The sequence below is a fragment of the Streptomyces sp. GESEQ-35 genome (genome assembly GCF_017948485.1).
In the GTDB taxonomy this organism is placed as follows: domain Bacteria; phylum Actinomycetota; class Actinomycetes; order Streptomycetales; family Streptomycetaceae; genus Streptomyces.
The window spans coordinates 55,860-81,517 of the sequence record NZ_JAFFSX010000027.1 but is presented as its reverse complement, the minus strand read 5'-3'; the positions used below and the strand labels follow the sequence as shown (position 1 = coordinate 81,517).

Sequence of the window (25,658 nt, the reverse complement as noted above, 5' to 3'; positions counted from 1 at the left end):
AGGTCCGGTCTGTGGCCGCGCGGGTCAGTTCCCGCTGAACGGCAGGTGAATACGTTTCCTCAAACACCCATGACGTGGGATGAACGAGGAGGCGGGCTCATGAAAGCGAGCCAGTTCGATACGTGTGTGATCGGGGCGGGACCTGCCGGGCTGGCGGTCGCCAGGGCCCTGGCGGAGCGGAATCTGCCGTACACACATCTGGAGCGGCACACCGGGCCCGGCGGAATCTGGGACATCGAGAATCCCGGCAGCCCGATGTACGAGTCGGCCCATTTCATCTCCAGCAGGACCCTGTCGGGGTTCGGCGGCTTCCCGATGCCCGAGCACTTCGCGGACTATCCGCCGCACCGGCAGATCCTGTCGTACCTGCGCTCCTTCGCCGACTCCTACGGGCTGACGGACCGGATCGAGTTCGGTGTCGACGTCGCGGATGTCGAGAAGAACGCGGACGGCACCTGGACCGTCACCCGGGCCGACGGGCGGGAGAGCGTGCACGGGCAGGTCGTGGTGTGTACGGGCGCGCAGTGGCACCCCAACATCCCTCAAATTCCTGGGGCGTTCAGCGGGGAGGTCCGGCACACCGCCGGCTATCGCAGTGCGGATGAGCTGCGGGGCAAGCGGGTGCTGGTCGTCGGTGCGGGGAACTCCGGCTGCGACATCGCGTGTGACGCGGCCCGGACCGCGGACCACGCGGTGATCAGCATGCGGCGCGGGTACTGGTTCATTCCCAAGCACCTGTTCGGGCGGCCGGTGGACACCATCGCCAACAGCGGCCCGCAGCTGCCGATGTGGCTCGCTCAGCGGGTCTTCGGTGCTCTCCTGCGGATCGTCAACGGCGATCCGACGCGGCTGGGGCTCCAGAAGCCGGACCACAAGCTGTTCGAGACCCACCCGGCCATCAACTCGATGCTGATCCACCACCTCCAGCACGGCGACATCACCGCCAAACCCGGGATCGCCCGCACCGAGGGCAGCACCGTGTACTTCACCGACGGCACGAGCGACGACTTCGATCTCGTGTTGCTGGCCACGGGTTACGTGCACAAAGTGCCGGTCGCGCAGCGGTACTTCGGTGACGAGCAGCACCCCGATCTGTACCTGTCGTCGTTCTCGCGCGAGCACGAGGGCCTGTTCGGCATCGGGTTCATCGAGACCAACTCCGGCGCCTACCAACTCTTCGACACCCAGGCCCAGTTGATCGCCGGGTATGTGCACGACGCGCGGCACCGGCTGCCGAACGCCGAGCGGTTCACCCAGATGATCCGCGCCGACCGTCCGGATCTGTCCGGTGGGCTGAAGTTCGTCGCCTCGCCCCGCCACACCGGCTACGTCGACAGCGGTGCCTTCGTGAAGTACCTCGGCAAGGTCGCCGGCCGGATGGGCTGGCGTACCGAGGGCCAGCCGCCGCCGGTGCGGTCCCTGCGGCGTGCGGAGGCGGCGGCATGAGCCGGTTCGACTTCTCCGACAAGGTCATGCTGGTCACCGGTGGCGCCGGCGGCATCGGCAGTGCCCTGTGCCGCCGCTTCGCCTCCGGCGGCGCCCGCTGCGTCGTCGTCGACCTCGAGGGGATCCGTGCCGAGAAGGTGGCCGCGGAGCTGCCCGGCTCCGGGCACCTGGGCATCGGCTGCGACCTGATGGACCGCACCCAGGTGGAGCGGGTGTTCGAGCTGGTCGGCGACGCCTACGGCCGTCTCGACGTACTGGTGAACAACGTGGGCATGACGAGCTCGGAGCGCTTCGACGTCCGCAGCGTCGAGAGCATCGAGCGGGAGATCACCCTCAACCTGACCTCCCCGCTGGTCGCGACCCGGATCGCGGTCCCCTTGCTGAAGGCCTCCCGGGACGCCCGGGTGGTCACCACGGTCTCCCTCGGCGGGATCTTCCCGCTGGGCGAGACCCCGATCTACACGGCCTCGAAGTTCGGGCTCCGGGGCGCGATGCTCGCCATCGGCCTCGACCTGCGGAGCAGGGGCATCCTGGCCGGGTCGGTCCTCCCGTCCGCGACCGACACCCGGATGCTGCGCCAGGAGGCCGTGGACGGCGGGAACTCCATGCAGTTCCAGGACTCGCCGCAGCAGCCCGCCGATGTCGTCGCGGCCGTGGTGAGCCTGCTGGACAAGCCCCGCCTGGAGGCCTACCCCCGGCCCGGCGAGTCCCGTCTGGTGCGGTTCGCGATGCTCGTACCGAACCTGCTGCCCAGGATCTTCCCGCTGTTCCGCAGGCGCGGTGACCGCGGCATGGCCCGCTATCTGGAGGAACTCCGCCGCCGCGGACTGGCCCGGCAGACCGACGGCCGCTGGGAGTTGGTGGAGGAAGCATGACCACGAACGAGACGTTGGAGGTCGTCAACCCCGCCACCGGGGAGCCGATCACCACACTGCCCGCCGCGAGCGCCGACGATGTCACCAAGGCCGCCGAACAGGCCCGACGCGTCCACGACTCCGGGGTGTGGTCCCGGCTGCCGGCCCGGGAGCGGAGCGCGGTGCTGCTGCGCCTGGCCGACCTGATGGAACGCGACGCCGAGATCCTCGCCCGGCTGGACAGCGAGGACGCGGGCAAGCCCATCACGGAGTGCCGTACGGGGGATGTACCCGGCGCGATCGAGTCGATCCGCTGGTTCGCGGAGGCGGCCGACAAGGTCTTCGGCCGCCTCGCGCCGAGCGGGCCGGACGGTCTCGGTCTCATGACCCGCGAACCGGTCGGGGTCGGCGCCGCGATCCTCCCGTGGAACTACCCCCTGGCGATGACCGCCTGGAAGGTCGGTCCCGCCCTGGCCGCGGGCAACTGTCTGCTGGTCAAGCCCGCGGAGGCGACCCCGCGTTCGGCCCTGCACCTGGCCGCACTCGCCGCCGAGGCCGGCCTGCCCGACGGGGTGCTCGGGGTGCTGCCCGGGTACGGCAGGGAAGCCGGTGCGGCTCTCGCCCGTGACCCGCTCGTGCAGGCGCTCTCCTTCACCGGGTCCACCGCGACCGGCCGCCGCATCCTCAAGTCCGCCGCCGAGAGCAACTTCAAGCGCGTCTCACTGGAGATGGGCGGCAAGAGCCCGCAGGTGCTGATGGCGGACGCGCTCTCCTACGGCGACGAGCTCATCGGCGACATGATCGAGGCCGCGTTCCTGACGATGGGTCAGAACTGCACGGCCGGCTCCCGTGTCCTGGTCCACCGCGGCATCGCCGAGGAGGTCGTGGAGCGGTTCACGGCGGCGGCGAGGGAGCTCGTCATCGGTGATCCGGCCGACCCGCGCACACGGATGGGGCCGCTCATCGACCACGCCGCTTTCGACCGGGTAGCGGGCGCCGTGGAGGCCGCCAGGGCCGGCGGAGCCCAGATCCACACCGGGGGACTCCCCCACGGGCTGCCTCCGCGCGGCGCCTTCTACCCGCCCACCGTGATCACCCGCGCCCCTGCCGGCAGCTCCGTCCTCACCAGGGAGTTGTTCGGTCCCGTGGTCACCGTCGAGACCTTCACCTCGGAGGACGAGGCGGTGCGGATGGCCAACGCCACCGAGTACGGGCTCGCCGCCTCGGTCTGGACGCGCGACCTCGACACCGCGCTGCGGCTGGCCCGGGGCATCGAGGCGGGCGTGGTCTCCGTCAACGCCTACAGCGAGGGCGACATCACGACGCCCTTCGGCGGCTGGAAGCAGTCCGGATTCGGCGGTGTGGAGAAGTCGACCAACGCCTTCGACCAGTGGACCCGGGAGAAGACGGTCTGGATCCGTACCCGCTGACCCGATCACTCCATGTGCCCGGGCTCCTGGAGCATCCGCTCCCTCAGCTCCACCGGCGAGGTGCCGTGCCAGCGGCGTACCGCGCGGCGCAGCGCCCGCTCGTCGGAGAATCCCGCCCGGCGGGCGATGTCGCGCAGTGTCAATTCCGGGCGGAGCAGCAGCTGTTCGACGCGTTCCCGGCGCACCCCCTCGGCCAGTGCCTCGTACGTCGTACCGCAGTCGGCCAGCCGGCGGCGCAGCGTCCGCTCGCTCGTCGCGTGCCGCCGGGCCTGCTCCCCGAACGACGGGATCATCGGGAGGCTCTGCGCGACGGAGACCTCCAGCACTTCGAGCAGGTCCTGCTGGTCGTGGCGGGAGGCCAGCTGCGCGTCGAGCGTCTCCAGGGTGGACGCGTAGGTCACCGGATCCCGGCCGGGCATCCGGGCGCGGGCCCAGGCGGGGTCGATGACGATGCGGTCGGCCGGGGCACCGAACCGGACCGGACAGCCGAACAGGGTGCGGTACAGGTCGCTTCGGCGAGGTGCCGGTCCGGAGAACTCCACGGCCCTCGGCGCGAAGGCCGGACCGACGGCCAGCCGCGACAGGGTGACCACGGAGGCGAACCCCTCCTCGATCAGGAAGGCGGCCACGCCAGGGTCGATGGCCGGGTCGGGAAGGTCGGCGTGCAGCACGAAGGCGCCGTCCTCGCCGACTCCCGTCGACCACACCGTCATCGCCCCGGAGAAGTTCTGGTACTTGACGCCGGTCTCGATGGCGTGCCGCAGCGTGTCGTCGGCCAGCAGGGCGAAGCCGAGCAGGCCCCACGCGGTCAGGTGCTGCGCCGCGCCGACCTTCAGTCCCAGGTGGGCGTCCCCGGTGAGCTCCAGTGCGCGCCGGATCACCGCGCTGCCCTGCCGGTACGACACCCTCAGCGCGGCCGAGCGCATGAGCGTCTCGTCCAGTCCGACCTGGCTCAGCAGGGGACGCAGATCGACGCCGCGCTCGTCGGCGACCGTGACGAGATAGCGCAGGATGTTCGGCTGGATCGTCGCCGACGTACTGCGGCTGGTCCCCTGAGGCTCTGCCGGGCCGGGGCCGGAGGCAACGGACATCGCACTCACCTTCTCCTGGGCGACCACCGTAAGCGCCCCGGCGTCACCGGTCGCGTCCGGTCGTGACCGGTGGCCCCCGGAGTCCCCTGTACGGCCTCCGGCGTCCTGCGTCCGCCCTTCCGTGCCTGGCTACGTTTCTGCGCATGTCCGTCAGCACTCCAGACCGGGCGGAGACCAGGCGCCCCGCCTCCAAGTCCGGCGCCCGAAGGGTCGCGACCCTCGCGTTCGCCGCGCAGGGCCTGTCCGTGGCCGCTGTGTACACGACCGTCCCCGCCGTCACCGAACACCTGAAACTGGCTCCGCTCCTGACCACCTCCCTGATGGTCACGGTGGCACTGATGGCCGGGGCCGGCAGTTTCCTGGGTCTGGCCGCGGTCCGCGTCGCCGGTCCCGTCGCGACGATGCGCGGGGCTCTGCTGACGGCCGTCGTCGCGCTGACGCTGATCGGGTCGGCCCCCGGCAAGGCGACCGCCATCTTTGCGTACGTCCTGTTCGGGATCGCTGTCGGTGCCCTCGACGTCGGGATCAACACCCGGGCAGCCGCGATCGAACGTGCCTACGGCCGCAGCATCTTCGGCTCCTTCTACACGGCATGGAGCCTGGGTGGCGTCGTCGCGGCCCTGCTCACGGCCGCGGCGGCCCGGCTGGGGTGGTCCGTGGCCGACGGCCTGGCCGTACAGGCGGGCATCCTCCTGATCGTCATCGCGTGCCTACGCACACACGCCCTGCCCTCCCTCGGAGAACCGTCGTACGCTCCGGCGAACACACCGCTGGGGCGCCGCGAGTGGTTCCGGCTCCTCCCCTTCGGCCTGGTCCTCCTCGTCGTCTACGTCGTGGACTCCACCGTCTCGGCCTGGTCGGCGGTCTATCTGCGCCAGACCCTCGCCGCGTCCCTCACGGTGGCGCCGATGGCATACGCGGCCTACCAGGCCGGCACGGTCGTCGGCCGCGCCGGCACCGACCGGCTGGTGCAGAGGTTCGGTGCGGTCTCGGTCGTCCGCACCGCCGCCCTGCTGGTCGCGGGCGCCCTGGCAGGCATGGCTGCCGCGCCGAGCTGGCCTTTCGCCGTTGTCGCGGCCGGGGTGGTGGGTCTGGGGGCGTCCGTCCTGGTCCCGCTGTGTCTGGCCTCCGCCGCGCGGCTGCGTCCCGCCGCCGCCGAGACGGTGCTGGCACGCCTGAACCTCTTCAATTACGCGGGCGTGGTCACCGGTGGCGCCGCGAGCGGGCTCCTCGGCTCCACCGGCGAGTTCCGTCTCGCGTACGCGGCACCCGCCGCCCTGGCGGTTCTCGTACTGGCCGGTGCCCGCCATTTCACCCGGCCGCCGAGCACGGCCGCACAGTTCACCACCGCGTAACAAACCCCCCGAAGCGATGCGCACGCGAGGCCGAGGTCGGGCCGGAAACAGGCGACTTCCCTGACGGCCCGTCATGAAATAACCGTGTTAACTCGGCGCACGACCCCTTGCCAAGCCGAGATAGTACGTGTTCGGATTATCTGTGTCGGGCGGCACCCCACCGTCCCGAAACCGCTGGTCAACTCGTGTGTCGCAGGGTCTTTCCGCCCTGCCTCAGCCCCCCGTCCCCCCTCCCCGCTCCCCCTTTCTTCCCTCTCCCCGTCTGTCCCCCTCCCCTTCCGTCGTCGTGCCCGGAGCGTGTCTGCGCCATGTCCGCAGCCCGTGGAGGAGCGCGATCGGTACCCCTCGGCGAACCCTGGAGGAACCCGTGTTCGACCTTTCGTCCGTCGACCTGCTCGACGCCTTCACCCGCGAGCTGCGGCTGTGCAAGGTGCGCAGCGGCGAGCACGTCGTGGTGCTGTCCGAGCCCGGCAGCCGCGGCGACTATGTCGCGGCCGCCTTCGGCGCCGCCAAGGCCTGCGGGGCGCATGTCATCTCGGCGACCGTGCCGGGCGGCAGCCCCGCGCCGATGCCCAGCACCCACACCGGTGCGGGCCCGGGCCTGGTCTCCGTACTCAACGACAGCACCGCGCAGGACCTGCTGAAATCGGCCGACCTGGTCGTCGACCTGACCCGCGAGGGCTTCATCCACGCGCCGGTCCAGCAGGAGATCCTGCGCGCCGGCACCCGCATCATCTTCGTCTGCGACGCCCCCGACGTGCTGATCCGCAACCTCCCCAAGGAGGGCGACAAGGCCGAGGTCCTGGAAGGCGTCGGCCTGCTGAAGCGGTCGTCCGTCATGCGGGTCACCTCGGACGCGGGCACCGACCTCACCGTTCAACTCGCCGGATCCAAGCCGGAGTTCCAGTGCGGCTTCGCCGACGATCCGGGCCGCTGGGACCACTGGCCCAGCACGATGGTGCTGTGCTGGCCGGAGATCTCCGACGGGCAGATCGTGCTCGCCGAGGGCGACATCCTGCTGCCCTTCAAGGAGTACGTCCGCTCCCCCGTCACCCTGCAGATCGCGGGCGGGCACATCGAGAAGGTGTCCGGAGGCGCCGAGGCCGAGCTGCTCTCGACCTTCTTCGAGGACGCCCAGGACGAGTGGGCGCGCAGCCTCTCCCACATGGGGTGGGGCCTGATGCGCACCGCCGACTGGTTCGCCACGGCCATGTACGGCAAGGACGACCTGATGGGCATGGACGCCCGCGCCTTCGCCGGCAACTTCCTGTGGTCGACCGGCCCGCATCCGGTCCTCGGGCGTGAGTCGTACGCCCACCTCGACATCGCGATGCGCGGCTGCACCGTCACCGTCGACGACGTCGAGGTCGTCACCGGCGGGAAGCTCACCGACGGCTGAACCGCGCGCCGGTCCTGCGCACGAACTACCCGTATACGCCCGCCAGTTGGAGGAAGAGTGGCGTCCAGTCAGTCGTACGAAGTCACCGTCGTCGGGGGAGGTCTCGGCGGGCTCACCGCCGCGCTGGCCCTACGGCAGCGTGGTCTGCGGGTCACCGTCCTGGAGCAGGCGGCCGAGCTCGGCGAGGTCGGCGCGGGCATCCAGACGGCGCCCAACGCGAGCCGCGTGCTGATGGGGCTGGGGCTGCGCCACCAGATGGAGGCCATCCACACCGAGCCGCTGGACCAGGTGCGGCGCCGGTGGAAGGACGGCAGCATCGTCGGGCTGACCTCGCTGGGGCAGCGCTGCAAGGACCAGTTCAACGCCCCTTACTGGCATTACCACCGGGCCGATCTCCACCGCATCCTGCTGGACGCGTGCGTCGACCCGGCCGGCCCCGGCCCGGTCGTGGAGCTGCACACCGCGAGCAAGGTCGTCGAACTGGACCGCACGGACCCCCGGCGTCCGGTGGCGGTCACCGACGACGGACGCCGCCACGCCGGCGACGCGCTGATCGGCGCCGACGGCGTCCGCTCGCGAGTGCGAGACCTGATGGGCCTGCGCGACACCCTGATGTTCTCCGGCGAGATGGCCTACCGGGCCCTGATCCCGGGCGAGTTGATCGCCGCCGACCCGGCGACGCGCTGGCTCATGGACCGCTTCCAGAGCACCATCTGGTACGGGCCCGACCGGCACCTCGTGCACTACGTGATCCGCGGCGGCGAGTACCTCAACGTCGTGGCGTGCGTGCCGTGCACGGACGAGGTCGCCGAGAAGTGGAGCGTGTCCGCGACCGCGCAGGATCTCGTGGACGCGTTCCCCGGCTGGGACGACCGGGTGCCCGCCATGCTGTCCAAGGCGAAGGAGGACGTCGCCGCCTTCGCGCTCTACCACCGGCGCCGCGATCCCGTCTGGATGGACGGCCGCGTCGCCCTCCTCGGCGACGCCTGCCACGCCATGCTCCCCTACCAGGCGCAGGGCGCCTCGCAGGCCATGGAGGACGCCGCGGTACTGGCCGAGGAGCTCGGCGCGGTCACGGCCGACGGAATCGAAGGGGCGCTGCGCCGCTATGTCGACCGGCGCGCCAAGCACGCCGGCATGGTCCAGGACGCCTCACTGCGCAACAAGTCCTTCTACCACTTGCCCGACGGCCCCGAGCAGCGGGCCAGGGACGAGAAGCTCAGAAACTTCGACGGGGAGTCGGACCTGTCCTACGACTGGCTGTGGTCGGGCACCCCGCTCAACGACCCGGATCTCGGCGCGTTCTCCTACCAGTTCGGCCGCTGAACTCGGCCTCCCCCTGCTGTCCCAAGACCGCCACCCCCCGCACCTTCCGGTCCGCACGCCGGAGCCCCGCGAAAAGGCGCGTCCGCAATCGTGCGGCACGTATCAGACACGAAACACCGTGGAGCGAACGTGAAAACAGGCGATCAGATCGTTCAGGAACTGCCCTGGAAATGGCCCGTCCAGGGGAAGATCTTCATCATCGGTGGCCTCGGCTACCTGTTCGACGCATACGACATCGCTCTGAACGGCTTCCTCATGCCGCTCGTGGGCGAGCACTTCGACCTCTCGCTGAGCGATCGTGGGCTCGTCGCGACCGCCAATCTCGTCGGCATGGCCGTCGGCGCCATCGCCTGGGGCTCGGTCGCGGACCGGATCGGCCGGAAGAAAGCCTTCAGCGTCACGTTGCTGATCTTCGCCCTGTTCTCCGTCCTCGGTGCCCTCTCGCCCTCGTACCCCGTCTTCCTCGCGCTGCGCTTCCTCGCGGGCATCGGCCTCGGCGGCTGTATCCCCGTGGACTACGCGCTGGTGAGCGAGTTCTCACCGCGCAAGTACCGGGGCCGGATCCTGACCGGGCTCGATGTGTGGTGGCCGGTGGGCGTCACGCTGTGCGGGTTCGTGTCGACGGCGCTGCTGGCGGTCGACGGGAACTGGCGGTGGATGCTGGCGACGATGGTCCTGCCCGCGCTGCTGCTGTTCTGGGCGCGCCGTGGCATCCCGGAGTCGCCCATCTACCTGACGAAGAAGGGCCGCGAGGTGGAGGCCAGGCAGGTCATCGACGACCTGGTCTCCCGCACCGGAGCACCCGTCGTGCCGTACACGATTCCGGAGCCCCCCGCCGAGACCGGGCCGCGCGGGCCGGCCGCCGCGGCCGAGCAGCTGCGCCGCATCTGGCGGTTCAGCCCGCGCATCACCTCCGCGGCCTGGCTGCTGTTCGCCACCATCATGCTGGTCTACTACGCGGCCCTGAGCTGGATGCCGACGATCCTGCGGGAAGAGGGTCTCGGTGACACGGCGGCCTTCATGAAGACCACCCTCATGAGCGGGGTCGGCATCATCGGCGTGCTGGTGTCCACGGCCCTCGTCGACATCGTCGGCCGCAAGTGGCTCATCGGGGTATCGGCGCCGGTCGCGTCCCTCGCACTCGTCGTGTTCGCGCTGGTGATGGAGATGCCGACCGGGTCCGTCGTGGCGATCGCCGTCTTCGGCTTCCTGATCCAGCTCACCATTCCCGTCCTGTACGCGTACGCCTCGGAGCTGTACCCCACCGAACTGCGGGCCAGCGGCTTCGGCTGGGCCTCCTCGGTCAGCCGGGCGCTCACCGGATTCGCCCCGATGCTGTTCGGCTCGCTCATGTGGCCCGCTCTGGGGCTGCCGATGACCTTCGCGGTGCTGGGGATCGCGGTGCTGCTGGCCGTCGCGTGGATGGCGGTCGCGGCGCCGGAGACGAAGGGCCGGGTCCTCGACGCCGACGAGGAGGAGACGCCCGTTGCCACGGTCCGGGCCGTCCCCGAGCGGGCGATCTGAGCCCAGAGGGTACGACGGCAGGACCCTGTACGGAACGCACGCAAGGAGGACCATGAAGCCCGCCCCCTTCCAGTACCACCGGGCCCGCGACGTCGACGGTGCCGCACGGCTGCTGGCCGAGCTCGGCGACGACGCCAAGGTCATCGCCGGCGGGCAGAGTCTCGTCGCGATGATGAACTACCGGCTGGCCCGGCCGCGGCACCTCGTCGACATCGGCGGACTGCGGGAACTGGACCGGATGCACCGGGACGCCGACGGCGGACTGCGTATCGGGGCGCTCACCACTCACCACACGGTGGAGAGAGACCCAGCCGGGGTGCTGGGGGCGGGCTTCGAGGTCCTGAAGAAGACCATGACCTGGATCGGGCACCTCCCGATCCGCACCCGCGGCACGGTCGGCGGCAGCATGGCGCACGGGGACGCCACCGCCGAGTGGTGCCTGCTCGCGATGACGCTCGGCGCGGAGTTCGTGGCACGCGGCCCCCGAGGCGAGCGCACGGTCACGGCCGGGGACTTCTTCCTCGGCTACTACACGACGGCCCTGGACCCGGACGAGCTCCTCGTAGAGATCGTCTTCCCCCGTCCGGCACCGCACGCCGCGCTCACCGAATTCGCCGAGCGGCGCGGGGACTTCGCCCTCGTGGCCGCCGCCGTCGACCTCGATGTGGAGGACGGCGAGGTGCGCTCCGGGCGAGTGGCGCTCGGCGGGGTGGCGTCCGCCGCCGTCCGGGTGCCGGAGGCGGAGGCCGTGCTGGCCGGCGGCGGCTCCTTCGAGGCCTGCGCGTCGGCCGCGGCGGAGGCCGTCGAGCCGCCCACGGACGCGTCCGGCAGTACGCACTACCGCAAGCAACTCGTACGGACCCTGGTCCGGCGCGCATGTGAGGAGGCCATGTCCTCATGAACGAACGGAAGTTGGTGGGCAAGGCGGTTCGCCGCCGCGAGGATCCGCGGCTGCTCTCCGGGCGCGGCCGGTTCGTCGACGACATCGCCCTGCCCGGGATGCTGCACGCCCAGTTCGTGCGCAGCACGGTCGCCCACGCGGAGCTGGCCTCGGTGGACATGTCGGCGGTGCGCGAAGTACCGGGCGTCCTCGCGGCGTTCACGGCCGAAGACCTGGAGCTGGGCGACATCGTCGCTCAACTGGGACGCCCGCTCTCGGAGTTCGTCCCGACCGCGATGCCGGTCCTGGCCCGCGACAAGGTCCGTTACGTCGGGGAGCCGATCGCGATCGTCGTGGCACGCGACGCGTACGCGGCGGAGGACGGCCTGGAGGCGGCGAGGGTCTCGTACACCACACTGCCCCCGGTCATGTCCGAGGAGACGGCACTCGCCGACGGCGCCCCGCTCGTCCACGCCGAGGCCGCGCACAACACCCTGGTGGACGTCTCGCTCTTCGCGACGGACGGCATCGACCGGATCTTCGAGTCCGCGTCCTGTGTCGTCGACGTCGACACGAGGACCGGACGGCAGAACGCGCTGCCGCTGGAGACCCGGGGCGCCGTGGCGCACTGGGACGACCGCGAGGAACAGCTCGTCCTGCACACCTGCACTCAAATCCCGCACCAGGTAAGGACGGTGGCGTCCCGCTGCCTGCGCCTCGACGAGCGGGCGGTTCGGGTCGTGGTGCCCGACATGGGCGGCGGGTTCGGCCAGAAGTGCGTCGTCGGCCGTGAGGAGATCGCCGCGGCGGCGGCCGCGCTGCGGCTGCGGCGGCCGGTGAAGTGGATCGAGGACCGCAAGGACGCCCTGACCGCGTCGTTCCTCGCCCGCGAACAGCACTACCGGGCGCGCGCGGCCTTCGACGCCGAGGGCAGGATCCTCGCGCTCGACACGGACGTGGTCTGCGACATGGGCGCCTACTCCTGCTACCCCTTCACGGCGGGCATCGAGCCGCTGATGGCGTCCGCCGAGATGCCCGGCGTCTACAAGGTGCCCGCGTACCGGGTGCGGGGCCGGGCGGTCACCACCAACAAGGCGCCCACCGGGCCCTACCGCGGGGTGAGCCGGCCGCAGTACGTCATGGTCATGGAGCGGCTCTTCGAGCGTGCCGCCCGTGAACTGGGCCTGGATCCGGTCGAGATCCGGCGCCGCAACGTCATCACCGACTTCCCGTACACGGGCGTCAACAACATCACCTACGACCCGGGTTCCTACCGGGAGTCGCTCAACCTGTGCGAGCGGCTCGTCCGGGAGGAGGGCTGGTACGAGAAGCAGGCAGCGGCGGCGGCCGAGGGCCGGCACATCGGCATCGGCTACTCGTGCTTCAGCGAGCGCACCGGCTACGGCTCGTCGGCCTTCGCGCAGCGCAAGATGCAGGTGGTGCCCGGATTCGACATCTCCGAGGTACGGATGGACACCAGCGGCACGGTCACCTTCACCACCGGCACCATGAACCACGGGCAGAGCCACGAGACGACGATGGCGCAGATCGTCGCCGACGAACTCGGCCTGGACATCGCCAAGGTGAGGCTCCATCAGGGCGACACCGACCGCATCACCTACGGCTTCGGCACCTTCGCCAGCCGCTCCATCACCATCGGCGGCAGCGCCGTACGCCTGGGCGCGGCGAAACTCGGCGACAAGCTGCGCGCCATCGCCGCCGCCCGCTGGGACGTCGCCCCGGACGAGGTGGAGTTGACCGACGGCGCCGCCCGCCGCCGTAACGCCTCCGACGTCCTCACCTACGAGGAGATCGCCGACATCGCCTATCTCCAGGCCCACCTGCTACCGAAGGACATCGAGCCGGGCCTGTCGGCCACCGCCACCTTCGACGTCTTCAACGACGGCACCTTCTCCAACGCCACCCACTCGTGCGTCGTCGAACTCCATGCGGGCACAGGGCAGGTGGAGATCCTGCGGTACGTGTGCGTCGAGGACTGCGGGGTCGCCATCAACCCGCAGGTCGTGGAGGGGCAGTGCCGGGGCGGCATCGCGCAGGGCATCGCGGGCGCGCTGTTCGAGCAAGTGACGTACGACGCCCAGGGCGAGCCGTCGGCGACCGGCTTCATGGACTACAAGGTGCCCACCGCGCACGAGATCCCCGACGTGCTGATCCATCACCTGGAGACGCCCTGCGCGTTCACCGAGACCGGCGCCAAGGGTGCCGGCGAGGGCGGCACGATCGGGGCGCCCGCCGCCGTGCTCAACGCCGTCAACGACGCCCTGCGCCCGACCGGCGTCGAACTCGACCACACACCGATCACTCCCGAGACCGTGCACCGCGCCCTGAACAGCGCTCTGAACCTGGAGTTGTCCTCATGAACACCGACCCCGTGGTGACACATCCGGAACTCCAGCTCATCACCCTCGACGTCAACGGCGAGCGGCACGACGTGATCACCGAGCCCCGTCGCACCCTCGTCGACGTACTGCGGCACGACCTGCGACTGACCGGTACGCACGTCGGATGCGAGCACGGCATCTGCGGGGCCTGCACGGTCCTGGTCGACGAACGGCCCGTCCGCGCCTGCCTGATGTTCGCGGCGCAGGCCGAGGGGGCCCGGATCCGCACGGTCGAGTCGCTGTCGGACGGTGAGGGCGGGCTCAACGATCTGCAACGGACGTTCAGCGAACACCACGCACTCCAGTGCGGGTTCTGCACTCCCGGGTTCCTGATGCTCGCCGAAGGCTTCCTCGGCGAGCGGCCGGACGCCGGCAAGGAGGAGATCCGCGAGGTGGTCGCGTCCAACCTGTGCCGGTGCACCGGCTACCAGACCATCGTCGAGGCGATCGACGCCTGCGCGACGGCTCGGCGCGGGGCCTGCGCCACCCCCTGTGCCAGCACTGCCGACAAGGAGCACTGACGCATGCAGCTCACCAACAGTGTGCCGATCACGGCCTCCCCCGAGGACGTCTTCGCCCTGATGAACGACGTCGAACGGGTCGCCTCCTGCATGCCGGGCGCCACGCTCGACGGGCAGGACGGCGACACCTGGCGGGGCCGGGTGAAGATCCGGGTGGGTCCCATCAGCGCCTCCTACGCGGGCACCGTCCGCTTCCTGGAGATCGACGCCGAGCAGCGGCGGCTGCGGGTGCACGCCCGCGGCACCGACACCCACGGCAGCGGGGACGCGGAGGCGGAGGTCTCGCTGGACATCCTCGCGGCGCCCGAGGGCGCGCTGCTCCAGCTCTCCACGGACCTGGTGATCCGCGGCAAGATCGTCCAGTTCGGCAAGGGCGCGATCGTCACGGTGTCGGACCGGATCCTCCAGCAGTTCGCGCGGAATCTGGGGAGCCTGCTGGACGAGGACCGGGCGACCGGGACCTCCTCGCCCGCGGCCTCGGCTCCGGCCGCTCCCGCCGCGGCGCGACCGGCCGTCGCGCAGGACTCCGACCTCGACGGCCTGGCGATGCTGCTCGGACCGCGGGCCGCCAAGTACGGCCTGGTGGCCGGGGCGTTCGCCCTGGGTGCCCTGGAGGGCTGGCTGCTCGGCCGACTCGGCGCCCAGGCACGGGAGTTGCGAGCCCTGCGGAGGACGTCATGAGCGACGCCCGGTACGGTCAGGAGACGGAACGCACCTACGAGAGGGCCGGGTTCGGCGCGCCCGTGCGCCGCGGCAGCCGGCCCGCACTCGTCGTGGTCGACCTCACGCGCGGCTTCACCGAACCGGGATTCCCCTCGGGAGCCGACCTCACCGACGTCGTCGGCGCCACGGCCGGCCTGATCGCGGCGGCGCGTCCGGCCGGCGTACCCGTGGTGTTCACCGCGATCGCCTACACACCGGCCGAGGCGGCGGGCGACGCCGTCACCTGGCTGCACAAGGCGCAGGGCATGCGGAGCCTGGTCGAAGGCGGCGAGGAGGTCGCGCTCGACCCGCGGCTGCCACGGGCGCCGCAGGACCATCTGATCGTGAAGAAGGGCGCCTCCGCGTTCTTCGGTACGTCCCTGGCCGCCCTCCTGACCGGGCTCGGCTGCGACACGGTACTGGTGTGCGGGGCGACGACCAGCGGCTGTGTGCGGGCCACCGCCGTGGACGCCGTGCAGTCCGGGTTCTCGGTGCTGGTGCCGAGGGAGTGCGTCGGCGACCGCGCCCCCGGTCCGCACGAGGCGAACCTCTTCGACATCCAGGCCAAGTACGGCGACGTGATCGACGTCAAGGACGCGGTCGGGTACCTCGACGGACTGCCCAGGACAGCCGCGTAACCGTAGCCCCATCTGCTCCGCACTCTTGGAGAACCCCATGCCCCCACCCCCGCCCACCCGTCTCCTGGCGCAGTCCGCGCTGGCCGATCTCGCCGACGTCCCCGCCACCAGCCGCTGGGTGTACTCGGGCGGCGCGCGCCTGCACATCCTGGACTACGGAGGTGACGGTCTCCCGCTGGTCGTGCTGCCCGGCATCACCAGCCCGGCCGTCGCGATGGACTTCGTGGCCCGTGAACTGACGCCTCTTGTCCGGCCGTTGGTCGTCGACGTCCGCGGGCGCGGGCTGTCCGACGGGGGCGGCACGTACGGTCTTGAGGCGTACGCCGAGGACACCGAGGCCGTCGTCGCGGGCCTCGGCCTCGACCGGCCGGTCCTCCTCGGGCACTCCATGGGTGCGCGGATCGCGGCCGTGACCGCCGTCCGGGCCAAGGTGGGGCTGCGGGGCACCGTGCTGGGCGACCCGCCGATGAGCGGCCCCGGACGCGGCCCCTATCCCACACCCCTGGACGCCTTCCTCGACCAGCTGGCGCAGGCGCGGCGCGGCACCGACGCGGACGAGGTGGCCCGGTCCTGGCCGCGCTGGCCGCGCCGTGAGCAGGAGCTGCGGGCCCGCTGGCTGGCGAGCTGTGACACGGAGGCCGTCACGGCCACGCACCGCGGCTTCGAGAGCGAGGACTTCTTCGACTGGTGGCCCTCCGTTCCCGGACCCACGGCGCTGCTGTACGGCGCGGACAGCCCGGTCGTCACAGCGGAGGGCGCGGCGGAGGCGGCCCGGCTGCTGCCGTCGGCCGAACTGGCCGAGATCCCGGACGCCGGCCACATGCTGTTCTGGGACAACCCGCCCGCCGCGCTCGAGGCTCTGCGCCAGGTACTGCACCCGATGCGGGCGTGACGCCGGCCCGCGGGTTCGCCGGACCGCCGGTCCGGCTGACGACTCGATCAAGTGCCGTGCTTAAGTGGGCTCCATGGGTGACGAAACCGCAACCCCGACGTCCGCGCCTCCTGGGCCTCCTGGGCCTCCCCCCGCGCTCACCGCCGCGCCCGGCTACCAGGTGCGCCGCCTCTACCAGGCGTATCTCGCGGTCTGGATCCGTGCTGTCGACCCGACGCTCACCGGGCCGCAGTTCGCGGTGCTCCAGGCTGTCGAGGCGGCGCCGGGGAGCGACCAGCGGTCCATGGCGTCCGCAGTCTCCCTGGACACGTCGACGATGGCGGACGTCGCCCGGCGGCTGGAGAACCGGGGCCTGATCGTGCGCCGGACGGCCGCCGACGACGGCCGGCGCAAGCTGCTCCATCTGACGGAGGAGGGCGAACGGACCCTCCAGGGCGCGAACCGCCGCGCGCGCCAACTCGACGAACGGCTGCTCGGACCGTTCGGCCCCGAGCGGCGCGAAGAAGTCATGCATCTGCTCACGTCCCTCGCCGACCACTGGGAGGGACTGGCCGAGGACTCGTAACCCGCCGCCGCGGACAGCGGATCCCCGGTCGCCGACCACCGTACGTACCGGAGGATTCCGTGACCGACCACCGCATCGGCATGATCGTGCCCAGCTCGAACCTGACCATGGAGACGGAGCTGCCGCGCATGATGCGGCAGCGGGAGTCCGTGGTCCCGGAGGACCGGTTCGTCTTCCACAGCAGCCGCATGCGCATGCGGCACGTCACGCCCGAGGAACTGCGCGCCATGAACGCACAGACCGGGCGCGCGGCAGGGGAACTCGCCGACGCCCGGCCGGACGTGGTCGCCACGGCCTGTCTCGTGGCGATCATGGCGCAGGGGCCGGGATACCACTGCACCGCCGAGGACGAGATCACCGGCGTGCTGCGCGCCGAGGGCTCCCAGGCCCCGGTGGTGTCGAGCGCCGGCGCCCTGCTCGACGGCATCACGGCCCTGGGCGCCCGGCGGGTCGCGATCGTCACCCCGTACCTGAAGCCGCTCACCCAACTGGTGGCGGACTACATCGAGGCCGCGGGCATCGAGGTCGTGGACGCGCTGAGCCTGGAGGTGCCGGACAACCTGGCCGTCGCCCGCCTCGACCCCGCCGACCTGCGCGAGCACTGGCGGCGCCTGGACCTGTCCCGGGCCGACGCGCTCGTCCTGTCCGCCTGTGTCCAGATGCCTTCGCTGCCGTCGATCCAGCCGGTGGAGGAGGCGGCGGGGCTGCCGGTGCTCTCGGCGGCGACCGCCACGGCGTACCGCATCCTCGTCGAGCTGGGCCTGCCGACGGTCGTGCCCGGCGCGGGCAGTCTGCTCAGCGGGCAGGTTCCCGGCCCGGCGGGCGGCTGAGCCGATGCGGGACATCCTGGAGACGATCGACGCCTGGTGCACGGCGGGAACCCGATTCGCCGTGGCGAGCGTGGTGCACACCTGGTCCTCGGCGCCGAAGCAGCCCGGCGCGGCGATGGCGGTCTCCGAGCACGGCGAGGTGGCGGGCAGCGTGTCGGGCGGTTGCGTCGAGAGCGCGGTGTACGAGATGGCGCGGGAGGCCCTGGCGACGGGGGAGCCGGCCGGCGAGACCTTCGCCGTCGGCGACGATGACGCGTTCGCGGTGGGGCTGCCCTGCGGCGGCTCGCTGGAGATCGCCGTACATGCCGTGGGCGTGGAGCACTTCGCCCAGTGGTCGGCGCTTGCCGAGGCGGTGCGCCGGGGGCGCGGGGCGACGGCGGTGACGGTCCTGTCCGGTCCCGCTCCGGCCGGGGCGCGTCTGCTCGTTCTGGACGACGGCCAGGTCATGGGCACGGTCGGCGGGCGGGAGCGGGACGCGGAGGCGACGGTGCTGCCGCACATGATCGCCGGTCCCCGCCCCGACGCCGAGGCCGACTGCGCCACCACACGCCGCCTCGCGGACGGGACGCGTGTCCTCGTCGAGTCGTTCGCGGCGCCCCCGCGCATGTTGATCTTCGGTGCGATCGATTTCGCGGGAGCCCTGGCACGGCTCAGCGCGTTCCTCGGCCACCGGGTGACGGTGTGCGACGCACGCCCCGTCTTCGCCACGTCCGCGCGCTTCCCGGACGCACACGAGGTCGTCGTCGACTGGCCGCACCGCTGGCTGTCCGGTACGGAGGTCGACGAACGCACCGCCATCTGTGTGCTCACGCACGACCCGAAGTTCGACGTCCCATTGCTTGAGGTGGCGCTGCGCACCCCCGCCGCCTACATCGGGGCGATGGGCAGCCGGCGCACCCACCGGGATCGGATGCGCCGCCTGCGCGAGGCGGGCGTGCCCGAGGCGGCCCTCGCCCGGCTGCGCTCCCCCATCGGTCTGGACCTGGGCGGCCGGAGCGCGCAGGAGACGGCCGTGTCCATCGTGGCGGAGATCATCGCCCTGCGCTCGGGCGGCACGGGGCGCGCGCTGAGCACGACGACCGCACCGATTCACCGTGCCGACCCCCGTGCCGTGGAGCCGTACGAACTCCTCGCCCCTACTTGACCGCCCCGGCCAGCCCGTTGATGAAGAACCGCTGGAGCACGACGAAGATCAGGACGATGGGGAGCAGGGTGATGACCGAGCCCGCGCACACCAGGGTCCAGGCGGTGGAGTTCTGGCCGATGAAGTTGAACATGCCCACCGACAGGGTGTGCAGTTCGGGGCGGGAGAGGGTGAAGACGAGCGGGATGAAGAAGCTGTTCCAGGCGGTGATGCAGGCGAACAGGCCGACGGTCGCCAGCATCGGTCCGGACAGCGGCAGCATGATCCGCCAGAAGATCTGGTGGAAGCTCGCTCCGTCCACGCGGGCCGCGTCCTCGAGACCCCGGTCGATGGTCGTGAAGTAGCCCATGAAGAGGAAGGTGCCGAAGACCATCCCGCCCGCCGACTGGACGATGATCACCGACCAGAGGGTGTTGAGGAGATGGAGCCGCTGGATCAGGTCGAAGACCGGGATGATCGTGTAGCCGTGCGGCAGGAAGAGCGTCACCCCGACCAGGCCCAGCCAGATCTTCTTGCCGGGGAAGTCGGTTCGGGCGAGGACGTAGCCCGCCATGGAGGTGGCGAGCAGGGTCACGACGACCGTACCCATGGCGAACAGGACCGTGTTGACGAAGAACCGGCTGAAGTCCGCCTGTGTCCAGGCCTCGCTGTAGTTGGACCAGTGGAACTCGGAAGGGATCGGGTTCAGCCCGCCGGAGAAGAAGCCGTCGGTGCTCTTCAGCGAGCTGCCCAGCGCCCACAGGAACGGGTAGAGCCAGATGAGCCCGCCGCCCAGCAGTGCGAGATAGAGCAGACCGCGTCGGCCTTGGCGCAGGCGCGGGGACATGGTGGACATCGACGAAACCCTTTACTGGTTGGCGACCGTGCGTCGGCGGCTGATCCCGCGCAGCGCGAGGACCTGGAGCGCGGAGAAGACGATGAGCAGCAGTCCGTAGAGGAACGAGGCCGCGGAGGCCAGGCCGACGTCGGGCTGGGCGGCCGCGCCGGCCGCGCCGCCGAAGGCCAGGTGGTAGATGTACGTGTTGACGACCTCGGTGGCGAAGTACGGGCCGCCGCCGGTGAGGACCTGCACCAGGTCGAAGACCTGGAAGCTGCCGATGAAGGCCAGCACGACGATGACGACGCCGACTTGGCGCAGCATCGGGATGGTGATGCGGAAGAAGGACTGGACGGGGCCGCAGCCGTCGAGCTTCGCCGCCTCGTACAGCTCTGCCGGGATGGTCTGTAGGCCGGCGAGGAAGTAGACGAGGTTGTAGCCGAGCGTGTGCCAGATGCCGATCGCGATGATCACGGCCAGCGCGGTGTGCGGATCGCCGAGCCAGTCGATCTGCCCGTCGGTCACCCCTGTCTTGGCGAGCAGACTGCCCGCCGAGTCACCGAAGTTGGCGAGCATGAGCTGGATGACCACTCCCACGACCGCGGCCGAGGTGACGACCGGGATGAAGTAGACGGTGCGGAAGAACAGCGCGAACCTGAGCTTCGGGTTGTTCAGCACCAGGGCGAGTGCGAGCGCCAGCAGCAGTTGCACCGGGACGAGTACGAACGCGTAGACGAAGGTGTGCCCGACGGCGCCCCAGAAGATGTCGTCGTGCAGGATCTGCCGGAAGTTGGCCAGGCCCACGTAGTCACCGGGATCACCGATGCCGTTCCAGCGGTAGAAGGTGTAGCCGAACGAGGCGAAGATCGGGTAGATCACGAAGGCCAGCAACAGCACGGCCATCGGGGCGAGATAGAGGTACGACCACTTGGCGGCGCGGATGCGGTGCCAGAGGCCGGCCCGGGCGGCGACCGGTGGTGCGGTCGGGGGTGTTCGTCGGCTCTGGCGGGTGGCGAGGAGTGACATGGTGACGGCTCACGCCTTCTTCGTGGTGTACGGCTTGGTGGGGTCCCAGTCCGCGAAGACGTAGTCGGACGTGCTGACCTTCTTGCCCTGCTTGGCCACCGCGGCGACCGCGTCGGAGAGGATCTGGAACTTCTTGTCGGCCAGACTGCTCAACTCGCCCTGTACGTCCTTGATCTGGCCGGTGTAGACACCGGTCACCACATCGCTGATGTCCGGCTTGGGGGCGCCTGGCGCGACACCGGCCAGTTCGGGGTTGCGCACGAGGGGCACGGGGCCGCGCAGCACCTGCTCGGTCATGCCGACGAAGGCGGCGAAGGGCTTGGAGTCGATGCCGTCCGGGTCGTTGTCCGCGGGGTGGACGGAGACGCCGTTGAGGGCCTGCACCCAGCGGCGCCCGGCGGCGGGGGACGTCAGCGCGTCCAGCCACTGGAACGCCTGGTGCGCCTTCTTGCTCTTGGCGGAGACCGCGGCGAAGGCGCCGTTGCCGACCGGGTCTGCGTAGTAGTAGCCCTGCGGGGTCGCGGTCGGCGAGGGCAGGGTGACCAGGCTGTAGTCGGTGAACTCGTGCTGGGTCCACTCGGGTTGGTTCCACACACCGCCGACGGTCATGCCGAACTTGCCGCGCTCGAAGAACGCACGGGCCGCTTCGTCCGAGAGGCTCACCGAGTTGGGGTGGAAGAAGCCGCGCTTCTTCCATTCGACGAGCAGGTCGAGGAAGTCGGCGTACGCCCGGTCGGTGCCGTAGGTCCACTTGCCGACGCGGAAGTCCATGCCGGTCGCGGCGCCGGTGGGAGCACCGCCGGGTGCACCCGCGCCGCGCACGAACAGGTCCAGCCACCAGGCGAGGACACCGATGCCGTCGGCGTTGCCGAAGCCGAATCCGTACGACTTGCCGCCGCTCCTCTTGGTGATCGTCTGGGCGGCGCTGGTGACTTCGTCCCAGGTCCTGGGGATCTTTACGCTGCCGTCCGCGTTCGTCAGGCCTGCGGACTTGAAGACGCCGTGGTGGATGTAGAGCTGGTAGAGCGGGGCCGAGCCCTTCAGCGGGGCCGAGTAGACCTTGCCGTCGAAGACGTTGGCGCCTTCCAGGAAGGTGCCCTCAGGGAAGCGCGACTGCCACTTGGGGGTCGCCCACTCGTCGAGCGGATGCAGCCAGCCGTTGGCGACCTGCTCGGCGACGCTGGGGACCTGCGGGATCATGAAGACGTCCGGCGGGTTGCCGCTGCGGTTGGCGAGCGCCACCAGGTCCGCGTACTTGGCGTTCTGCTGAGTGGTCTTCTTGACGCTGACGCCGCTGTGAGCCTTCTCGAAGAGGGCCATCTCCTCGTCGACCCAGGGGCCTTGGGTGACGTACCAGTCCCAGTAGGTGAGCGAGTCCGCCGACGAGGAGGGGGAGCCGCCGCATGCGCTCAGGCCGCCGCCCAGCGCCAGGGTGCCGGCGCCGAGTGCGGTGGCGTGCAGGATTCGGCGTCTGGAGAGGTTCGACGAAGTCATCTGGTGTTCCTCCGAGGCGGAGAAGAGGGATGCCGAGCGGCGTGTAACGTTCACTGAACCGTTTACAGTAACCGGGACGTTAAGGGTGCGTGTCACGGTCGTCAAGGGGTTCGTCGAGGCTTTACCGGGCGAATCCGACGGCCGCGGGCGGTTCCAACAGGCCGGTCTCTGCCAGGACATGGAGATTCCCCGGCGAGTTGTGTAACTTTTTCATCGGTGTTACTCACATCGGTCGTTCACCGGGGCGAGGAGAAGCAGAGCATGGCTCAAGGTCGGGGTTCCGCAGGTCGGGCGACGATCCGTGATGTGGCGTCGCGCGCAGGCGTGTCCGTCGCCACCGTCTCGCGGATCCTCAGCGGGGCGTACACAGCGCCCCCGGCGACGCACGAGCGGGTCATGGAGGCCGTGCGCGACCTCGACTACGTGGTCAACGCCAACGCCCGTTCCCTGAACACGGCTTCGGGGATGGTGGCGATGGTGGTCAACGACATCACCTCGCCGTTCTTCATGAACGTCGCCTCCGGAGTGGAGGAGCAGGCCGTCGCCGACGGCCGGGTCTGCCTCGTCTGTTCCACCCAGGGCGTCCCCGAGCGCGAGCTGTCGGTGATCAACCTGATGCGCCAGCGGGGCGCCGAGGCGATCATCCTGGTGGGCGGCATGGCCGAGACCGAGGAGCACCTCGCCCAACTCACCGCCGCCGCCGAGGGGATGGACCGGGCCGGTGCCCGTCTGGTGCTGTGCGGCCGGACATGGCGGGGCGCCAAGGCGCCGGTGGACGTGGTGGAGTGCGACATGGAGAGCGGTGCCTTCGCCGCCACCAGCCACCTCATCTCCGCCGGCCACACCCGGGTGGCCCACCTGGCGGGCCCGCACGAGTTCAGCGTGGCGGGCCAGCGCCTCGAAGGGTACGAACGGGCGCTGCGCGCCCACGGCATCAAGCCTGATCCGGCCCTCGTCGCCGAGAGCGACATGACGCGCGAGTCCGGATACGAGGCGGCCTGCCGACTGCTCACCGACACCGACGCCACCGCGATCTTCTGCGCCAACGACATGAGCGCCGCCGGCACCATCGCCGCCGCCCGTGACCTGGGCCGCTCGGTCCCCGACGATCTCTCCGTGGTCGGCTTCGACGACATCCCGCTCGCCGAGGACGTGTTCCCACGGCTGACCACGGTGCACGTCCCCCAGCAGGAACTCGGCCGCTCCGCCACCCGCCTCGCCCTGCACCGCAGGCCCACCGACCCGCAGAGCCGCCGTGTGGTGCTCGGCTCGCACGTCGTCGTACGCGAATCGGTGGCGCCCCCCGCCCGTCTCAACCCCGTCGGAAAGGCGGACAGTTGATACCGGAAGACCGGCTCCTCTCCCCGTACACCGGCTGGACGCGTACGCACTGGGAGGCGCTGGCCGACGCGCAGCTGGCCGCAGTGCGCCCATACGCGACCGACCGGCACGCCCTGCTCCATCTGCCCGGTCCCGCCAGCCGCTCCGGCCGGCACAGCGACGGCCTCGAAGGCTTCGCCCGCACCTTCCTGCTCGCCGGCTTCCGGCTGGCCCACTCCGGCGACACCGACCCGGGCGGCCACGCCGAGTGGTACGCCGAGGGCCTGGCCGCGGGCACCGATCCGCGCTCGCCGGAGCGCTGGCCGAGCATGCGGGAGTGCGGACAGGCCAAGGTGGAGTGCGCGTCGGTGGCGATCGCGCTGCACGAGACGCGGCGGTGGATCTGGGACCGGCTGGACGAGGGCGTACGGCAGCGGGTCGTCGCCTGGATGACGGACCTGCTCGACGCCGACGTGTCCGACAACAACTGGGTCTGGTTCCGGGCGATCACGTCGGCGTTCCTGCGCTCGGTCGGCGCGCCGTGGAGCGCGCCCGACATCGACCACGCGATCGCGCGCACGGAGGCGTGGTACGCGGGCGACGGCTGGTACTCCGACGGGAACGGAACCGGCGGCCCGCTGCGGCACTTCGACCACTACTCGGGCTGGGCCATGCAGTACTACCCGCTCTGGTACTGCCGCATCTCCGGCGCCGACGCCGACCCCGCCCTGCTCCCCCGCTATCGAGCCCGGCTGCGCCGCTACCTGGACGACGCCCAGCACCTGGTGGCGGCCGACGGCGCCCCGCTGTACCAGGGCCGCTCCCTCACGTACCGCTACGCGATGCTCTGCCCGCTGTGGACCGGCGCCGTCTTCGACGCCACTCCCCTGCCGGCGGGCCGCACCCGCCGCCTCGCGAGCGGGGTGCTGCGGCACTTCACCGAGGCCGGCTGCTTCGACGGGCGCGGACTGCAACCACTGGGCTGGCACGGGGAGTTCACGGCCATCCGACAGCCGTACTCCGGCCCCGGCTCGCCGTACTGGTCGAGCAAGGGCTTCGCCGGACTGGTGCTGCCCGCCGAGCATCCGGTGTGGTCGGACAAGGAGGAGGCGCTGCCGATCGAGACCCGGGACGTGCGACGGACGCTGACCGCCCCGGGATGGCTGGTCTCCGGCACGGCCGTGGACGGGGTCGTACGCGTCGTCAACCACGGCAGCGACCACGCGTTCGGCGACGGCGTCGCCGCCGAGGCGGACGACCCGGTTTACAGCCGTCTCGCCTACGCCTCCCACACCGCCCCCGACAGCACGGAGGCGAGCCTGAACGACCCGCTCGACTCGCACATCGCCCTGCTCGACGCCGAGGGGCGGCCTTCCCATCGCCGCCCGCTGACCCGGCTGCACCTCGGTGTGCGGACCGCCGTCTCCCGGCACCGCGCCCACTGGCCGCTGGGCCCCGTACCGGCGCCGTACGCCCACGACTCCGCTCCCGACTTCCGTACGGGTCCGTGGATCACGACGGCGTCCGTGCTGAACGGCCCGCTGGAGGTACGGCTCGCCCGGATCGACGGCCCGGTGGAGGAACCGCTGCGACTGCGCCTCGGCGGCTACTGCCTGGCCGCCGCCGAACCGCCGGCCGCGCACGAGGCGACCGGGCCCGCCGCCTGGGTGTGCCGCCCGGCGGGACTGTCCAGCACGGTGGTCGGGCTGCGCGGCTTCGACCGGGCGGGTATCGCCGCCACGCAGGACGCCAATGCCTTCGGCCCGCACTCCGCGACACCCTGGCTCGCCACGGCCGCCGAGGTCGAAACGGGCGCGGTGTACGCCGCGTTGGTCTGTCTCTCCGGGGTGATCGAGGGGCCGGACGCGGCTGAGGCCGTACATCTGGAGGTCTGCTACGACGGCGACGGCACCGCCCTCGCCTCCGTCACCTGGCCCGACGGCACCAAGGACACCGTCCGCCTGGAGCCGCCGAGTTGACGAGGGGGTACGGCGTGGGACGC

The 25,658-nt window shown here is 71.0% G+C and carries 22 protein-coding genes; 18 read left to right on the top strand and 4 right to left on the bottom strand.

From position 1 onward, the window contains the following. Positions 1-99 precede the first annotated feature (99 nt). The 3 genes from KCH87_RS37855 to KCH87_RS37845 are packed head-to-tail and all read left to right on the top strand — an operon-like array spanning position 100 to position 3,730. Positions 100-1,446 (top strand): NAD(P)/FAD-dependent oxidoreductase, encoded by a 1,347-nt coding sequence (locus KCH87_RS37855; protein WP_210592398.1) that lies wholly within the window; start codon positions 100-102, stop codon positions 1,444-1,446. Continuing rightward, positions 1,443-2,321 (top strand): SDR family NAD(P)-dependent oxidoreductase, encoded by an 879-nt coding sequence (locus tag KCH87_RS37850; RefSeq protein ID WP_210592397.1) that lies wholly within the window; start codon positions 1,443-1,445, stop codon positions 2,319-2,321. Before KCH87_RS37855 ends, KCH87_RS37850 begins: the two co-directional genes overlap by 4 nt. Further along, a complete protein-coding gene (locus KCH87_RS37845) occupies positions 2,318-3,730 on the top strand; it encodes an aldehyde dehydrogenase family protein (protein WP_210592396.1) in 1,413 nt (470 codons plus the stop codon). Before KCH87_RS37850 ends, KCH87_RS37845 begins: the two co-directional genes overlap by 4 nt. A gap of 5 nt (positions 3,731-3,735) precedes the next feature. On the opposite strand, the gene KCH87_RS37840 is transcribed toward KCH87_RS37845, so the two are convergent. Further along, positions 3,736-4,821 carry an AraC family transcriptional regulator gene (locus tag KCH87_RS37840; RefSeq protein WP_210592395.1) on the bottom strand — a complete coding sequence of 362 codons (1,086 nt, stop codon included), beginning with the start codon at positions 4,819-4,821 and terminating at the stop codon, positions 3,736-3,738. 143 nt (positions 4,822-4,964) lie between these two features. Between KCH87_RS37840 and KCH87_RS37835 the strand changes: the two genes are divergently transcribed. The 13 genes from KCH87_RS37835 (at position 4,965) to KCH87_RS37775 (ending at position 18,999) form a co-directional block, all read left to right on the top strand. Next, positions 4,965-6,176 (top strand): MFS transporter, encoded by a 1,212-nt coding sequence (locus KCH87_RS37835; RefSeq protein ID WP_210592394.1) that lies wholly within the window; start codon positions 4,965-4,967, stop codon positions 6,174-6,176. A gap of 367 nt (positions 6,177-6,543) precedes the next feature. Next, entirely contained in the window at positions 6,544-7,575 is a 1,032-nt protein-coding gene (locus KCH87_RS37830) for a hypothetical protein (protein WP_210592393.1), read from the top strand. 57 nt (positions 7,576-7,632) lie between these two features. Continuing rightward, positions 7,633-8,901 (top strand): FAD-dependent monooxygenase, encoded by a 1,269-nt coding sequence (locus KCH87_RS37825; protein ID WP_210592392.1) that lies wholly within the window; start codon positions 7,633-7,635, stop codon positions 8,899-8,901. Positions 8,902-9,030: 129 nt separating this feature from the next. Then, positions 9,031-10,425 carry an MFS transporter gene (locus KCH87_RS37820; RefSeq protein ID WP_210592391.1) on the top strand — a complete coding sequence of 465 codons (1,395 nt, stop codon included), beginning with the start codon at positions 9,031-9,033 and terminating at the stop codon, positions 10,423-10,425. 52 nt (positions 10,426-10,477) lie between these two features. Continuing rightward, on the top strand, positions 10,478-11,326 hold the full coding sequence (locus KCH87_RS37815; RefSeq protein WP_210592390.1) for a xanthine dehydrogenase family protein subunit M: 849 nt from the start codon (positions 10,478-10,480) through the stop codon (positions 11,324-11,326). After that, on the top strand, positions 11,323-13,686 hold the full coding sequence (locus KCH87_RS37810; RefSeq protein WP_210592389.1) for a xanthine dehydrogenase family protein molybdopterin-binding subunit: 2,364 nt from the start codon (positions 11,323-11,325) through the stop codon (positions 13,684-13,686). The genes KCH87_RS37815 and KCH87_RS37810 overlap by 4 nt, the downstream gene beginning before the upstream one ends. After that, positions 13,683-14,228, top strand: a complete 546-nt coding sequence (locus tag KCH87_RS37805; RefSeq protein ID WP_210592388.1) for a (2Fe-2S)-binding protein — start codon at positions 13,683-13,685, stop codon at positions 14,226-14,228. Before KCH87_RS37810 ends, KCH87_RS37805 begins: the two co-directional genes overlap by 4 nt. A gap of 3 nt (positions 14,229-14,231) precedes the next feature. Continuing rightward, entirely contained in the window at positions 14,232-14,909 is a 678-nt protein-coding gene (locus KCH87_RS37800; RefSeq protein ID WP_210592387.1) for an SRPBCC family protein, read from the top strand. After that, positions 14,906-15,568, top strand: coding sequence for an isochorismatase family protein (locus KCH87_RS37795; protein WP_210592386.1), 663 nt, complete (start codon positions 14,906-14,908; stop codon positions 15,566-15,568). The genes KCH87_RS37800 and KCH87_RS37795 overlap by 4 nt, the downstream gene beginning before the upstream one ends. 37 nt (positions 15,569-15,605) lie before the next feature. Beyond that, the gene (locus tag KCH87_RS37790; RefSeq protein WP_210592385.1) at positions 15,606-16,460 is read left to right on the top strand and encodes an alpha/beta fold hydrolase; all 855 of its coding nucleotides are present in this window, start codon (positions 15,606-15,608) and stop codon (positions 16,458-16,460) included. Between the two features lie 73 nt (positions 16,461-16,533). Further along, positions 16,534-17,025 carry a MarR family winged helix-turn-helix transcriptional regulator gene (locus KCH87_RS37785; protein ID WP_210592384.1) on the top strand — a complete coding sequence of 164 codons (492 nt, stop codon included), beginning with the start codon at positions 16,534-16,536 and terminating at the stop codon, positions 17,023-17,025. Between the two features lie 59 nt (positions 17,026-17,084). Then, positions 17,085-17,855, top strand: a complete 771-nt coding sequence (locus KCH87_RS37780) for an aspartate/glutamate racemase family protein (protein ID WP_308299012.1) — start codon at positions 17,085-17,087, stop codon at positions 17,853-17,855. Positions 17,856-17,859: 4 nt separating this feature from the next. Then, the gene (locus tag KCH87_RS37775; RefSeq protein ID WP_210592383.1) at positions 17,860-18,999 is read left to right on the top strand and encodes an XdhC family protein; all 1,140 of its coding nucleotides are present in this window, start codon (positions 17,860-17,862) and stop codon (positions 18,997-18,999) included. Here KCH87_RS37775 and KCH87_RS37770 read toward each other — a convergent pair. The 3 genes from KCH87_RS37770 to KCH87_RS37760 are packed head-to-tail and all read right to left on the bottom strand — an operon-like array spanning position 18,992 to position 22,336. Then, the gene (locus tag KCH87_RS37770) at positions 18,992-19,834 is read right to left on the bottom strand and encodes a carbohydrate ABC transporter permease (protein ID WP_247197410.1); all 843 of its coding nucleotides are present in this window, start codon (positions 19,832-19,834) and stop codon (positions 18,992-18,994) included. The genes KCH87_RS37775 and KCH87_RS37770 overlap by 8 nt on opposite strands. Positions 19,835-19,846: 12 nt before the next feature. Continuing rightward, entirely contained in the window at positions 19,847-20,842 is a 996-nt protein-coding gene (locus KCH87_RS37765; protein ID WP_210592382.1) for a carbohydrate ABC transporter permease, read from the bottom strand. Between the two features lie 9 nt (positions 20,843-20,851). Continuing rightward, on the bottom strand, positions 20,852-22,336 hold the full coding sequence (locus KCH87_RS37760; protein WP_210592381.1) for an ABC transporter substrate-binding protein: 1,485 nt from the start codon (positions 22,334-22,336) through the stop codon (positions 20,852-20,854). Between the two features lie 306 nt (positions 22,337-22,642). On the opposite strand from KCH87_RS37760, the gene KCH87_RS37755 reads away from it, so the two are divergent. Both KCH87_RS37755 and KCH87_RS37750 read left to right on the top strand, forming a co-directional pair. After that, positions 22,643-23,677 (top strand): LacI family DNA-binding transcriptional regulator, encoded by a 1,035-nt coding sequence (locus KCH87_RS37755; protein WP_210592380.1) that lies wholly within the window; start codon positions 22,643-22,645, stop codon positions 23,675-23,677. Then, positions 23,674-25,635 carry a DUF2264 domain-containing protein gene (locus KCH87_RS37750; RefSeq protein WP_210592379.1) on the top strand — a complete coding sequence of 654 codons (1,962 nt, stop codon included), beginning with the start codon at positions 23,674-23,676 and terminating at the stop codon, positions 25,633-25,635. The genes KCH87_RS37755 and KCH87_RS37750 overlap by 4 nt, the downstream gene beginning before the upstream one ends. The last annotated feature ends 23 nt before the right edge of the window (positions 25,636-25,658 follow it).